This is a genomic window from Symbiopectobacterium sp. Eva_TO, from assembly GCF_053848865.1.
In genome coordinates this window covers 1,489,123-1,503,017 of record NZ_JBSPEY010000004.1, presented here as the reverse complement: position 1 = coordinate 1,503,017, position 13,895 = coordinate 1,489,123, and the positions used below count along the sequence as shown (strand labels likewise).

The window sequence follows — 13,895 nt, the reverse complement described above, 5'->3', positions numbered from 1 at the left end:
GGCTCGTAAACAGGCTCAATTGGCGTTCGCGCTATATCAGATAAACAAGAAAGCACAAAGTTCATCGCCGCGCGCTGGCCCAAACGTAAGCAAGTATGGAGCCGCTTTACATAAATTGTTATTCCGCCGCCATCAGCCGCCGATACTCGTCGTAAGCGTAAAGATCTGTCATTCCACTGATATAATCTTGAATCAATCGCGCCCGATAATAGTATTCCCAAATCTCCTGTTCCTCACAAGACAGTGCAGAGAGTTGGAGCGTGGCTTCACGATAGGCCAGGCAATGTTTGCTGGAAAGCTTGTGGTAGAGCCGGGTTTCTATGGGATAGTGCGGATGCGTATCGTCATTCACCATTTGGCTGAACGCGTCATAAGACATTTCCAGCAGCGGGTGATAGATGTCCAATAATCCCCCGATCACGCGATAGCCTTGCAGTTCCAGCTTTTCGACTTCTGCGTTATTAAACACATACTTACGCGCTACCTCTTTGAACACCCGCAACAGTTTGGCCTGTGCGCCCTTGTCTTCCAGCAGCGCCTCATCAAAAGCGCCAGCGTAAATCGCAGGCAAATTTTTGATAAAACGATGCGTCGCGTAAGGCACCAGCTTAGCCACCGTATTGACACGCAACTGCATAAAAAATTGATCGTCGGTGCTGCGCCAGCGGTGCCGTTTTCGACTTTCATAAGCCTGCTCTACGGTTTTGGCAAACAGATCCGAGGGATCGACCGTGCCCCAGGTTTGGCGTAGGTACAGATAAAGCTGGTCGGTGGTAAGGATCTCTTTTTCTACCGCATCCTCCAGATCGGCGACGCAGTAAGAGATGTCGTCCGCGGCTTCCATGATGTAGGTGAGCGGAAAGCGATGGTATTCTTCCAGCGACAATTCATGACGCAAATCGGTAACAAAATCCTGTTCAGAAAGGTAATAGCCCGGCTTTTTCATCAGATAGCGGTAGGTATCGGGCACCTCGCCTACCCAATACGCTGGCCGGGTATATTTGAGAATACAGCCGACCTGGCTGTAGGTGAGATTCAGTTTAAGCAACGTATGCACCAAACGAATCGCTTGTGCATTGCCTTCGAAATGGCTGAGATCCTGTCGCACCTGACGCCGCAATACATCATGCGCATCGCCTTTCAGCCGCAGGGCTTCAACCTGACAAGCATCATCACGCGACAATGCGTCATCCTGAATATAAGTGGCATCCAACCGTTTTCTAAACCAGTTATTGATAGCGGATTCACCAAAATGGCCAAAGGGCGGGTTGCCGATGTCATGCATCAGGCAGGCCATTTCTACCATGCTTTCAAAGGGCGTCTGCCACAGAGACAGTCCAAGGGCGTCCAGTCGGTTTTCACCTTTTATTCGCACCAGAATATCTTTGGCGATGTAGCGACCGATCTGCTGCACTTCCATAGAGTGTGTCAGCCGCGAACGCACGGCGGCGTTACGCTCCAGCGGAAATACCTGCGTCTTCTGTTGTAAACGGCGGATCGCGGCAGAGTTGATGATACGCCCCCTATCACTTTCGAACAGGCGGACGATGTCATATTCGCTCTCCGCTGTGATCGGTTTGCTCAGAGGCCGCTGAACGCTGAATTTCTTTGAAAAATCGATATCGGACATCCCCTTCCCCCTTTACCGCCGCCAAAATCACGCCTGGGTTCCATTTCACCCCGTTAGCCATGATAGACTACACAACACAGACTACGGCTAACTATTCGAAATACTATTCGAAATTTTGTGGGGAATCTTATGAAAGTCGGCATCATCGGGGCCATGGAACAAGAAGTGACGATCCTGCGCGATCGCATCGAAAACCTCAGTACCTTCGCACGCGCCGGATGCGAAATCTACAGCGGGTGGCTGAACGGTGTCGAAGTGGCGCTGTTAAAATCCGGCATTGGTAAGGTTTCCGCGGCGATGGGCACCACGCTGCTGTTGGAACATACCCGCCCTGACATCGTTATCAACACCGGTTCTGCGGGCGGTCTGGCAGCGACCCCGAACGTCGGCGATATCGTGGTATCCAGTGAAGCGCGCTATCACGATGCCGATGTCACCGCCTTCGGTTATGAAGCGGGCCAGATGGCCGGTTGCCCGGCGGCGTTTCCCGCCGATACATCCCTTATTGCGTTGGCCGAGCGCGCCATTGTGTCTCTGCAATTGAATGCGGTTCAGGGACTGATTGTCAGTGGTGATGCGTTTATCAACGGTGCCGAACCGCTGGCTCGCATCCGTCACACCTTCCCACAGGCCGTCGCGGTCGAAATGGAAGCCACGGCAATCGCTCACGTTTGCCATCAGTTTGGTGTGCCTTTCGTCGTAGTACGCGCCATCTCCGATGTGGCTGACAAAGCCTCGCACCTGAGTTTTGACGAGTTTCTGGCCGTGGCGGCCCAGCAATCGTCACGCATGGTGAGCGCCATGTTGCAAGAGCTCGCCGGAAAAGCCTGATGCGCGTTCGCGGGCTCACACTTCTGGCAATACTGTGTCTGCTCATGGCCGGACGGGTCAGCGCGGATGCTGTCGCCCAGCGCATTATCAGTCTGGCTCCTCACGCTACGGAGTTGGCCTTCGCCGCTGGCATGGGCGATCAGGTGATTGGCGTGAGTGCCTGGTCAAACTACCCACCCGAGGCGCAACAGAGAGAACAGGTTGCGTCCTGGCAAGGTATCAATCTGGAACGGGTGTTGGCCTTAAAGCCGGATTTGGTTCTGGCCTGGCGTGAAGGGAACCCACAGCGACCGCTTGAGCAACTCTCTGCCTTTGGCATCCCGGTGTTGTATCTGGATCCCACCTCGCTGGAGGCAATACCGATCATACTGGAGCAGCTTGGGCAATACAGCGCACACCCAGAGGTTGCGCAACAAAATGCGCAGACTTTTCGCCAGCAGTTGGCTGATTTGAAAGCACGCTACGCCCATGCGTCAAAACATCAGGTATTTCTGCAATTTGGTACACACCCGCTGTTTACGTCAGGCAAGCAGTCGTTGCAAAACCAGGTGCTCACCCTGTGTGGCGGCGTCAATGTTTTCGACGACAGCAAAGTGCCCTGGCCGCAGGTAAGTCGTGAGCAGGTATTGCGGCGCAACCCACAGGTGATCATTACGACGGGCACCGCTGCCGATGCGGCCGCCACGCGTGATTTCTGGTCGCCGCAGTTGTCCGTGCCAATTATTACGGTAGACGACGATTGGTTTAATCGCAGCAGCCCGCGCATGCTGCTTGCAGCCCAGTACATTTGTCAGCAACTCGCCGCCCTCCCCGCCCAGTAAATCACGGCGTCATGCCTGCCCCATGCAGGCATGACCGCACGCTTTTCATCCAGATAAAAACAGGTTATCATGCCGCCAACGGTTAAAATATAACCGTATACAAACCAAAACATAACGATTTGATAACGCACATTTGTGCACTGAACCGGTAACGGTTCTTTTTAACACCAGGTAGAAAAGTGATAAAAATAAGTCTGCTTAACGCGGGCCTGTTGATGCAGGCCTGCAATACGGCTTATGCGGCAAGCACCAGCGGGCAAATCAATGTAGGGCTAAACGTGGTTGCTGTCTGTGAGGTCAAGGAAAACGCAGCCACCGCCCGCGTGGAATGCCCGAATGCAAAAGCGCTCATGCCAAAGATTACGCAAACATCGCTAAGCGCAGGAGCTCGCACGGTAACCCATCAGGAACAGCGGCTGATCACGATTGAGTGGTGATGGCGCAGGTTGGTTTACTTGGCCCGTTAAAACAAAAAACCGCGTTGAAAAACGCGGTTTTTTTTCGATATCAGCGGTAGGATAATCAGATACTGAAAGAAGAGCCGCAGCCGCAGGTGCTTTTCGCATTCGGGTTAGTGACCACGAAACGCGAACCTTCCAGACCTTCCGTGTAATCCACCGAACCACCGACCAGATATTGCAGACTCATCGGGTCTACCACCAGCGCCACGCCCTGTTTCTCAATGGTCATGTCACCGTCGTTAATTTTATCGTCGAAAGTGAAACCGTATTGGAAGCCGCTACAGCCGCCCCCGGTGATGTAGACGCGAAGTTTCAGCTCCGGGTTCTCTTCATCAGCAATCAGGACTTTCACCTTTTTTGCGGCCGCATCAGTGAATTGCAGCGGCACAGCCATTACTTCATCGCTCATTGTCGTATTCCCAGCTTGTCTTTTATTGGGCGGCGCACGCCGTTTGCCTTATCCCAATCATACGCTCATTATCCAACAGCGGGAAACAAGGTTCAAGGTTTGGCCTTGCGTTCATTTTCCGCACGCTGCTCTAACGCATTTTGCCGTTGCAGCGTTCGAGCCAGAATGGCAGAGTATAACGGTTGTCCGCCTAAAAACTGCGCCATTAACGTCGCCCCCAGGCAGGTGATGATCATGGGCAAAATCAACGGATAGTTATCCGTCATTTCCAGCACCAGCACAATTCCGGTCAGTGGGGCGCGTACTGAAGCCACAAACAACGCGCCCATTCCTGCAGTGGCAAAGGTGCCAGCACCTAATGCATAGTCAGGGAATACGCCGTGCAATATCAGCCCGTAAGCACCGCCTAGCACGGTGCCCAACGCCAGCATCGGCGCAAAGATCCCGCCGGGTGCGCCAGAACCAAAACACAACAGCGTCAGCACCACCCGCAACAAAAATATCAGCAGCAGCATGCCCACGCTGTAGTGCGCCGCCGTTACATCAGGAATGATGGCAAAACCGCCGCCGGAAACGTCGCTGAATGCCAGCGAAAGCACACCACACAGCCCACCGGCTAACATCCCGACCAGAATAAAGCGCGTTAGACTCTGCCCATGAAAACGTAAAAACAGCGCCTGCGTCCCTAATACCAGTCGGTTAAACACCACGCCAACCGCACCAAACACTATGCCTAACAGCAGATAACACCATAGTGTGTTGACCGGGGCATCGGGCAGTGTGCCAACGTGGATAACCGCCGCTTCACCGTTAAACACCCGAAACACCACGCTGGACATGATGACGCCAATAAACACGGCTTTGATAGAGATCAGGTTGTAGCGAAACTGCGGCCGCATCTATTCAATAATGAACAAGATCCCGGCCAACGGGGCGTTGAACGCCGCTGACAACCCGGCTGCCGCACCGGTTGCCAACAGAGAATGACGCACGTCTGCGCGTTTGGCCGACAACAAATCCGCGATCATCCCGCCCACGTTGCCGCCGAGTTGCACCGTTGGCCCTTCCCTGCCCAACACCATGCCAGCGCCAAGTGTTCCCAAGCCACCGAAGAACTTCACTGGCAATACGCGCCACCAGCGTACCGGGCGAAGATCCTCCAATGCGCCTTCAATCTCCGGAATCCCCGAGCACCCCGCGCCTCCGGCGCAAAACAACGCACCAGATAATATCCCCCGGCAGCCATCAGCCCAGAGAGGAGAAACGCCAGCGGCCAGCGCCACTCAGCAGGCGCCCACTGCGTCACCATTTCAAAACGAAGTGCTTGCAGCGCACTCACCCCTTTCTCAAAGGCCACCCCAACCAGACCGACCAACGTCCCCACCAGGGCCGCCAGCACCAGAATGATTACCGGCGTTTTATCACGGCGCAGGAATTGCATAATCGCAGCACGGCGCACCTCAATCAGGGAAATATCTCGGGAAGTCGTCACAGGATAAACCAAAGCAGCTAATACTTAAGCGGTACAGTATACGCCCATCCATCACATAACGCCTCTCTCCTCCTCTTACATCAATGACGCAAATTTGATAACGCGACAGCGTTGTTTACAATAGGCAAAACTCCGCTCTCTTTTCAGGATCCTTTCCATGAATAAATCAGAAAGTCTCTACGCTGCGGCACAGCAGCTTATTCCCGGTGGCGTCAACTCGCCGGTGCGCGCGTTCAACGGCGTCGGCGGCGTGCCGTTGTTTATTGAGCGGGTGGAAGGATCACATATCTACGATGCAGACGGTAACGCCTATATCGATTATGTCGGTTCCTGGGGCCCCATGGTGCTGGGGCATAACCATCCCGCCATTCGTCAGGCGGTGATCGCCGCCGCAGAGCGCGGATTGAGCTTTGGTGCGCCAACTGAAATGGAAGTGCACATGGCTCGGTTGGTGACCTCGCTGGTGCCGTCGATGGATATGGTGCGCATGGTAAATTCTGGTACCGAAGCTACCATGAGCGCCATTCGTCTGGCGCGCGGCTTCACGGGCCGAGACAAAATCATCAAGTTTGAGGGCTGCTATCACGGCCACGCGGACTGCCTGCTGGTCAAGGCCGGATCAGGCGCATTGACGCTGGGCCAGCCTAATTCCCCCGGCGTACCCGCCGATTTTGCCCGCCACACGCTGACCTGCACCTATAACGATGTGGAGTCAGTTCGTCAGGCTTTCGAGCAATACCCTGATGACATTGCAGTGATTATCGTTGAGCCGGTGGCAGGCAACATGAACTGTATTCCGCCACTGCCAGAGTTTCTGCCGGGATTACGCGCACTGTGCGATGAATTTGGTGCGCTGCTGATCATTGACGAAGTGATGACGGGTTTTCGCGTGGCATTGGGCGGCGCACAAGCGCACTACGGCGTAGTGCCCGACCTGACTTGTCTGGGGAAAATCATTGGCGGCGGTATGCCCGTGGGTGCTTTTGGCGGACGGCGTGATGTGATGCAAGCGCTGGCCCCAACCGGCCCGGTGTATCAGGCGGGAACGCTGTCCGGTAACCCGATTGCCATGGCAGCGGGTTTTGCCTGCCTGAGCGAAGTGGCTAAACCCGGCGTGCACGACACGCTCACCGCATTGACCACGCAGTTGGCACAGGGGTTGGAAGCGGCGGCCAAAGCGCAGCACATTCCTCTGGTGGTGAATCACGTGGGCGGTATGTTCGGTCTGTTTTTCACTGACGCACCGAGCGTGACGTACTATCAGGATGTGACGCAGTGCGATGTGGAGCGCTTTAAGCGTTTCTTCCACCTGATGCTGGCCGAAGGCGTTTATCTGGCTCCGTCAGCGTTTGAAGCGGGCTTTATGTCACTGGCGCACAGCCAGCAGGATATTGAGAACACCATCGCGGCAGCACGTCGCTGTTTTGCCCAGCTGTAATTGCGACCAAAAGAAACGCCCCGATCGTGCGATCGGGGCGTCTGCGCATCAGAAGTTGTAATTCACACTCATGGACACGCTGCGCGGCGCGCCATAGGCATAGTTGTCACTGAGGGCGCTGTAATAGCGCTTATCCAGCAGATTGTCGACGTTGGCCTGCACCGCCAACTGTTTGTTGATCTGGTAGCGGCCAAACAGGTTAACCAACGGGTAGCTTCCCTGATGCACTCGCTCAGCACCCTTCGGCCCCGAGGTATCCACAAAGGTGCCGTTCTGCCAGTTTACCCCACCGCCCAGCGTCAGTTCCGGCAACATTGGCAACTGGTAGCGCGTAAACCACTTCAACGAGGTTTGCGGTAGCTGGCTGTTCACCCGATTATCCGCCGCGTCCTTGGCAACGTAACGTGCGGCACCGAACGTCATCTGCCAGTTATCAGTCAGGGCACCGTTCAGTTCCAGTTCGACACCTTTACTGGTCACCCCTTGCGCACCGTAGTAAGCCTGATCGCTCTACCCCTTGACCTTGTTGCTGCCATCGGTCTGCGCCAGATTATCCTGCTCAATGCGGAACAACGCCATGGATGCCGTCAGACGGCCATCAAGCCAGTCGGATTTCAAACCGGTTTCATAGTTTTTGCCTTCAATCGGGGCCAGGTAGTTGCCGTTAACACTCCGGTTATCTTGCGGCTGGAAAATGGAGGTGTAGCTGACATAGGCCGAGAGGGTGTCGTTGATGTCGTAAATCAACCCGGCATAGGGCGACACCTTATCTTTGCTGAAGCTGGAGGTCATACCGCCCGTGCTCCATTCGGTATAGCGCGCACCGGCCACCAGCGCCAATGGATCGGCCAGCGAGAAACGGGCCGCACTGTAGACCGACCTTTGATGCACGGTATCATCCGAACTTTTGGTCTGCACCTGCCAGTTCGGTTCCGGCACACTGCCGTTCCAGTTGTAGTAATTGCCCATATAAGCAACCGTCACTGCATCGTTAGAAGCGTAGTAGTAGTTGCGTTGGCGACTGAATCCCACCCCGGTAACCAGCTCATGCTGACGCCCCAGCAGTTCGAACGGACCGCGCACGTAGGTTTCCAGTGCGTCCAGTTTGCGTGTGCCGGTAAACCAGCCAGCGCCACCCGCCAAGCCCACGCCAGTGGTTTGATCGGGAAAGACCCCTGATGTGGCAGGATCAGTCGTTCCATAAGGCGAAGCGTACATCAGTTTGTCATCAAACTTGGTTTCCGCATGAGTGGTGTTGATATGCCAGTCCCAGCCATTATCAAACATATGGCTGAACTAGGCGAAGACCTTGTTGGTCTCGATATTGTAATAGGCCCAGTTTGGGGCGGGATTGAAGCTGTGATCGAAGTTAGTACGGTTGCCGTTACTGAACCAGGTCGGTAAGCCGCCCCAGGTTGAACCCACCTCGTTATACACAAGTCCGCAACGCCTTATATGCCAAGGGTTAGCGGGCTGAAATAGGCAGCCAGTGGGGTTGTAAATGAAGTGAAACCGACGTGTACTATCGCCATTTACGGCGCTGAAAAATGACACGGGATTCAGATGGCTGGGCACACCAAGAACTGGAAGGGGTAAATCTTGGTGACACGAGGCTCAATAAGCGTGCCAAAGGGCTTTTGATACGGCTGGCTGAGAATCCGCAAGCCAGCATTCCGCATGCGTGCCTCGGATGGTCTGAGACGCTGGGTGCTTACCGCTTCATGGAGAACCAAGCATTCGAATGGCGAGACATTCTGCAACCTCACTGGCAGCGTACGCAGGAAAGGATCCGAGAACACGAGGTTGTGCTGTGTATCCAAGACACTACCGAGCTTGACTTCAACGGGCAGCAAATCCAAGGCTTGGGTCCCTTGAACTACGAAGCCAGGCGTGGTCTGTATCTGCATCCGACCTACGCGGTCAGTCCGGATCGCGTGGGGTTGGGCGTACTGGATGCGTGGATGTGGGCAAGAGAGCCGAAGGATGCAGACGGAAAACGCGATGGGATCAAGGAGAGTACGCGCTGGCTCGAGGGATACGAGCGAGTTGCTGAACTCGCCTCGGAGTTGCCAAACACACGTCTGGTGTACTTAGCCGATCGCGAAGCGGATATCAAGGCGTTGATGCAGCTCGCTGATGACCTTGGCACTCCGGCTGACTGGTTGATCCGCTCGACTCATAATCGCAGTCTGGACTGTAATGAGAAGCTTTGGCAGAAGGTTGGAAAGACCGTGCCGGTGGGAGAAATCCAATTCGTTATGGCGGCTCGCGCGGGGCAGAAGGCGCGTACGGTGAAACAGGCGCTGCGCGTGAAGCGAGTGTCGCTGCGTTGCGGGTTGGCAGTGACTTGTGTGATAGCCAAGGAAATTGAGCCGCCAGCAGGCGTGAAGCCGGTCGAGTGGCGGTTGCTGAGCAATCGCGTACCTGAAGGACGAGAAGATATCGTGGAGCTGATCGACTGGTATCGGGCAGATGGGAAATCGAGATGTTCTTCAATGTGCTGAAGAACGGCTGCTGTGTCGAAGCGTTACAGTTATCGACCGTGGATCGCATTGAGCGGGCATTGGCGCTGTTCATGATCGTGGCATGGCGCATCGCCTATTTAATGCGTATGGGACGAACCTGTCCAGAGCTGGACGCAATGTTGTTCTTTGATTCCGACGAGACTCATGGAGCTTACCTACTGATGAACAAGCGTATGCCCAAGGGCCGCCCTAAGCTAAACGAAGTATTGCGCTTAGTTGCGCAACTGGGAGGCTTTCTTGCTCGAAAAGGCGACGGTGAACCAGGCGCAAAAACTATCTGGAAAGGCTTGCAGAAAGTCATGACGGCCGCCGAAACGCTACGCGCGCTCAGGCACGAACAGAGATGTGTATAACGAGGTGGGTTGAACCGGGGGTTTTGCTTTCCTGATAATCGTAGCCGAATGACAGCGTGGAATTATTAGCCAGATCCGCATCGACAATGCCGGAAATAAATTTTTTGCGCTTATGGTAGCGATCGAGCCAGCTATCCTGATCCTAATAGCCGGCAATAATTCGCCCACGCACGCTGCCGGATTCGGTCAATGGTGCGGAAAGATCGGTCACATAGCGTTGGTTATTCCACGAACCGTAACTGGGCGGAAACATTGCCGGTAACTTCTTTGCTGGTGGCGTGTTTACGCACCATATTCACCGTTGCAGATGGATTACCGGTACCGGTCAGCAGGCCGTTGGCACCGCGCACCACTTCAATGCGCTCGTAGATCGCGGTATCTCCCAGCGCGTCACCAAAGTTCCAGGCTTCGGATACCGAAGTGGGAATATCATCAATGACGAAATTGTTGATGTAGAAACCGCGCGCATAGTAGCCGGTACGCTCACTGTCAGTATAGTTGCCGGTGATGCTCACCACGTTATCCAACACGTCACCCACCGTTTGCAGGTTCTGATCCTGCATGCGCTGTTTATTCACGATGGTAATGGATTGCGGAATATCACGCGGACTTAACAGCAGGCGCGTCCCCGCCGTGGTCAGTTTAGTGCTGTAGTCGCCGGGCACATCCTGCCCTGCTGCGCCCCCGGTGGCGGTGACCACCAGCGTGTCGCCACTCTTTTTACCCGATGATGAGGCAGATTGTGCAGCGCCCACACACAGCGCCAAAACAGAAAAGCTGCTTACCGATTCCATTGCCTGAACCGGCTTCGCGCAGCCAAACATCTTTCCTTTCATAACGATCCCTTAAGCGTGCATCATGCTGACACGATAGCGCTTTACCTGGCTATAATCGGTTTAACGCCCGACGATGGTCGTGTCCCTGAGGCACAAATCTAATTATTGAGCATACATAATATTAGATAATAGGAATCATATTGATAATGATTTGTATTTAATATGTAATTAGGGTTTACCTGTTGGCAAGGTTTTCCCTGCCAACAGGTCGTTAATGGGCTTGCTTACGCAGCAGATAAATAAAGTAAGGCGCGCCGATAAAGGTCGCCAGCAGACCAGCAGGCACCTGATTAGGAAACAGGATCATGCGGCCCGCCCAATCGGCCAACAGCATCAATATGCCGCCAATCAGTGCGGAACAGCAAAGTTGAGGGATCACGCGGGAGAACCCCATCATGCGCGCCAGATGTGGAGCCATCAGCCCGACAAAGCTAAGCGGTCCCACCGTCAGGGTTGCCATCGCGGTCAACACCGATGCCAACAGCAAAATCAGCAAGCGCACTGGCGTGACAGCAACGCCTAACGCCTGGGCGGTCACGCTACCCAACGGCAAAATACGCAGCCAACTTTGGCACACTGGCACAATAAGGGCTAGCACCAGTGCCACTCCTGCGGTGTTGATTGCCTGTTCAGACTCAACGCCGTATGTCGACCCAGAAATCCAGGTGATTACACCGCTCATGCGCGGATCGCCGCTCGCCAGCAGCAGCGTAAGCACGGTGGAAAATGCCGTGCTCAGAGCAATCCCCGCCAATAGCATGCGCTGCGTGGAAAACCCACCGCGGCTGGAGATAGTGATCATCACCAACAGTGTCAACGCCGCCCCCGCGCTGCCCGCTGGCAACTGCCATGCGCTGGTGTCTCCCGACATCAGGAACAGCAACAGAATAACCCCGGTCGCCGCCCCCACGCTGATACCTAACACCTCCGGGCTGCCCATCGGGTTGGCCGTCAGTTTCTGGATCAGTGTACCTGCCATCGCCAACATCATGCCCGCCGTCAATGCCGCCACCGCCCGCGGCCAACGCCAGGGCAACAATTGCGCCAGTTCCTCACCGCGACTCCATTGCCAGCCTTGTGCGCCTTTACCCAGCATCAGCGCTATCGCCAAAGCGCCCAGCAACAGTATTATCCCTGCCAACAGCCAGCGTCCACAGCGGGGGGCCACGGCGTTAATGTCTCCGGCTGGCGCCAACGCAGGCTGGTGCGTGGTGCGTAAGCGCGGCAGCAGCCGAAGCAGCAGTGGGGCACCAATCAGCGCCGTCGCCGCTCCCGTCGGCACTTCACGCCAGACGCGGGTCAGCCACAGCACAGTTTGATCGGTCAATCCCAGCAGCAACGCCCCCAGCAATGTAGCCAGCCAGAGCCGTTGCCACAAGCGACGAGCACCCAGCATGCAGGCCAGCAACGGGGCAAACAGGCCAACAAAGCCGATAATCCCCGCCACGTTAACCAGTTGTGCACTGAGAAAAATCGCAACACCAAGCGTGGTTAAGCGCGCCAACATCAGGCCTAATCCCAAATTACGCGCCACGCCATCATCCAGTCCCAACAGCGTCAATGGACGCAACAGCAACAACGCCAGCGCAAAACACACCAGCAATCGGGGAAATAGAAACGCCACGCGGCTCCAATCCTGCTGGTTCAGCATGCCGCTGCTCCACAAAAACAGATTCTGTAGCTGCTGATGGTTAAACAGCACCAGCAATTGATTGACGGCAGCACAGTAAAAACTCAGCACCAGGCCAGCAAGCAGCAACGTGATTGGCGACATCTGCTTGCCCCACGAGAGGCCAAACACCAGTACGCCGATACCGAGCGCGCCAGCCATCGCCATCCACTGCTGCGCGACGTCGCCGCCCGGCAGCATCCATAAGGTTGCAACCGTCACCCCGAACTGAGCACCGGTGGCAATGCCCAGCGTAGCCGGTTCCGCGAGCGGATTGCGCAGCACCTGCTGAAACAGCAGCCCCGCCAGCCCTAGCCCCGCGCCGACCAGCAGCGAGAGCGCCACGCGCGGTAACAGGCTGTAATGGAACAGCAGCTGGCGCAAGTCATCCGTTTCGGGGTTGGTGACAGCCTGCCACCATGTCGCTACCGGCAATGCGTGGCGCAGATTGATGGCCATCATCAACAGCAGCACCGCCAGCATGCCGACCACAATCAGCACCGCGCCAGAGCGCTTAGGCGTTGGCGTCATGATGAGCCTCCAGAGCATCCTGCAATACCTGACAAAAACGCATTGCAGACAGCGTGCTGCCATACAGCCACACCGCTGGTACACGCTGCCAGCGTTGCTGGCGCACAAACGGCAAAGCCTGCCATAACGGGCTGCGTTCCACCTGTGCCATCATGGCCTCGTCACCGTGACCAAAACAGATGGCGTTGGCATCCTGAATGTCCGCCAGGCGCTCAACGCCCACCACCACTCTGCCCCAGAAGCTGGTTTCTTCACGCCAGGCATTTTCAATGCCGAGTTCATCCATCACTTCCTGAAACAGGCTGTTCTTCGCGATAATCAAAACGTGCGTGCTGTCGATAAAAGAGAACAGCAACAGTGGACGACGGGTGTAGGGCTGCAACTGTACCCTAGCCTGCTGCATAAAGGCTGAGAAGGTGTCCAGATGCTGTTCGGCAGCGTCGGGGATGGCTAACCGCTGCGCCAGTTGGCGCAGTGACGCTTTTGCCATGGTCAGCGGCCGTCCGACGTCGTTGTTAAAGCTAAATCCCATGGTCGGAGCAATGCGCAACATTTTCTCCACCGACGGACCATAGCCCGCAGAGTAAAGCATCAACGAAGGCCGCAACTGCGCCAACAGTTCCATATTGGGTTCAGTACGGAAGCCGACATCAATCACCGACTCGGGCAGTTGTGGCTCCGCAACCCATAGCCGGTAATTCGGGATTTCAGCCCCCCCAGCGGCATAACGCCCAGCGCCAGCAGCAGTTCAGCAGGCAACCACTCGAGCGCCACGATGCGCCGCAGGTCTGGCGGAATCTCGATTTTTGCCCAGGCGGAACAGCACAGAGGGGAAAGCAACAGCGCCGTCAGCAGGCGACGGCGATCGTAATTGATACGATGGGATAACAAAGCCATCT

General features: G+C 55.6%; 8 protein-coding genes and 4 pseudogenes. 5 read left to right on the top strand and 7 right to left on the bottom strand.

All coding sequences use genetic code 11. The features are described from left to right. Positions 1 to 118: 118 nt before the first annotated feature. Positions 119 to 1,630: a dGTPase gene (gene dgt, locus ACWWJF_RS09840; RefSeq protein WP_455869319.1), complete on the bottom strand. Its 1,512-nt coding sequence runs from the start codon at positions 1,628 to 1,630 to the stop codon at positions 119 to 121. Between the two features lie 129 nt (positions 1,631 to 1,759). Here dgt and mtnN point away from each other — a divergent pair, with 129 nt between their 5' ends. The 3 genes from mtnN to ACWWJF_RS09825 all read left to right on the top strand — a co-directional run bounded on the left by mtnN (position 1,760) and on the right by ACWWJF_RS09825 (position 3,719). After that, positions 1,760 to 2,461 (top strand): 5'-methylthioadenosine/S-adenosylhomocysteine nucleosidase, encoded by a 702-nt coding sequence (mtnN, locus tag ACWWJF_RS09835; protein WP_455869318.1) that lies wholly within the window; start codon positions 1,760 to 1,762, stop codon positions 2,459 to 2,461. Further along, on the top strand, positions 2,461 to 3,282 hold the full coding sequence (gene btuF / locus ACWWJF_RS09830) for a vitamin B12 ABC transporter substrate-binding protein BtuF (protein ID WP_455869317.1): 822 nt from the start codon (positions 2,461 to 2,463) through the stop codon (positions 3,280 to 3,282). Before mtnN ends, btuF begins: the two co-directional genes overlap by 1 nt. 179 nt (positions 3,283 to 3,461) lie before the next feature. Further along, positions 3,462 to 3,719 (top strand): hypothetical protein, encoded by a 258-nt coding sequence (locus ACWWJF_RS09825; RefSeq protein ID WP_455869316.1) that lies wholly within the window; start codon positions 3,462 to 3,464, stop codon positions 3,717 to 3,719. An 85-nt stretch (positions 3,720 to 3,804) separates the two neighbouring features. Here ACWWJF_RS09825 and erpA read toward each other — a convergent pair whose 3' ends face one another. Together erpA and clcA are read right to left on the bottom strand one after the other, a co-directional pair. Further along, positions 3,805 to 4,152 carry an iron-sulfur cluster insertion protein ErpA gene (gene erpA, locus ACWWJF_RS09820; RefSeq protein ID WP_222157826.1) on the bottom strand — a complete coding sequence of 116 codons (348 nt, stop codon included), beginning with the start codon at positions 4,150 to 4,152 and terminating at the stop codon, positions 3,805 to 3,807. A gap of 92 nt (positions 4,153 to 4,244) precedes the next feature. After that, positions 4,245 to 5,593 (bottom strand): annotated as a pseudogene (gene clcA / locus ACWWJF_RS09815) (H(+)/Cl(-) exchange transporter ClcA). A gap of 208 nt (positions 5,594 to 5,801) precedes the next feature. Here clcA and hemL point away from each other — a divergent pair. After that, positions 5,802 to 7,082: a glutamate-1-semialdehyde 2,1-aminomutase gene (gene hemL / locus ACWWJF_RS09810; protein WP_455869315.1), complete on the top strand. Its 1,281-nt coding sequence runs from the start codon at positions 5,802 to 5,804 to the stop codon at positions 7,080 to 7,082. Between the two features lie 48 nt (positions 7,083 to 7,130). On the opposite strand, the pseudogene ACWWJF_RS09805 reads toward hemL, so the two are convergent. Next, positions 7,131 to 8,369, bottom strand: a pseudogene (locus tag ACWWJF_RS09805) (TonB-dependent receptor domain-containing protein). A 260-nt stretch (positions 8,370 to 8,629) separates the two neighbouring features. On the opposite strand from ACWWJF_RS09805, the pseudogene ACWWJF_RS09800 reads away from it, so the two are divergent. After that, positions 8,630 to 9,960, top strand: a pseudogene (locus tag ACWWJF_RS09800) (IS4 family transposase). A gap of 221 nt (positions 9,961 to 10,181) precedes the next feature. On the opposite strand, the gene ACWWJF_RS09795 reads toward ACWWJF_RS09800, so the two are convergent. The 3 genes and pseudogenes from ACWWJF_RS09795 to fhuD all read right to left on the bottom strand — a co-directional run bounded on the left by ACWWJF_RS09795 (position 10,182) and on the right by fhuD (position 13,893). Then, positions 10,182 to 10,796, bottom strand: coding sequence for a TonB-dependent receptor plug domain-containing protein (locus ACWWJF_RS09795; RefSeq protein WP_455869314.1), 615 nt, complete (start codon positions 10,794 to 10,796; stop codon positions 10,182 to 10,184). A gap of 211 nt (positions 10,797 to 11,007) precedes the next feature. Further along, a complete protein-coding gene (gene fhuB / locus ACWWJF_RS09790; protein ID WP_455869313.1) occupies positions 11,008 to 12,996 on the bottom strand; it encodes a Fe(3+)-hydroxamate ABC transporter permease FhuB in 1,989 nt (662 codons plus the stop codon). Then, positions 12,980 to 13,893: pseudogene (gene fhuD / locus ACWWJF_RS09785) on the bottom strand (Fe(3+)-hydroxamate ABC transporter substrate-binding protein FhuD). Before fhuD ends, fhuB begins: the two are co-directional and overlap by 17 nt. Positions 13,894 to 13,895: the final 2 nt, after the last annotated feature.

Bases quoted from the DNA above. Each gene is read 5' to 3' on its own strand.
- btuF (WP_455869317.1), top strand. From the start codon at position 2,461: ATGCGCGTTCGCGGGCTCACACTTCTGGCAATACTGTGTCTGCTCATG.
- hemL (WP_455869315.1), top strand. From the start codon at position 5,802: ATGAATAAATCAGAAAGTCTCTACGCTGCGGCACAGCAGCTTATTCCC.
- dgt (WP_455869319.1), bottom strand. From the start codon at position 1,630: ATGTCCGATATCGATTTTTCAAAGAAATTCAGCGTTCAGCGGCCTCTG.
- fhuB (WP_455869313.1), bottom strand. From the start codon at position 12,996: ATGACGCCAACGCCTAAGCGCTCTGGCGCGGTGCTGATTGTGGTCGGC.
- mtnN (WP_455869318.1), top strand. From the start codon at position 1,760: ATGAAAGTCGGCATCATCGGGGCCATGGAACAAGAAGTGACGATCCTG.
- ACWWJF_RS09795 (WP_455869314.1), bottom strand. From the start codon at position 10,796: ATGAAAGGAAAGATGTTTGGCTGCGCGAAGCCGGTTCAGGCAATGGAA.
- erpA (WP_222157826.1), bottom strand. From the start codon at position 4,152: ATGAGCGATGAAGTAATGGCTGTGCCGCTGCAATTCACTGATGCGGCC.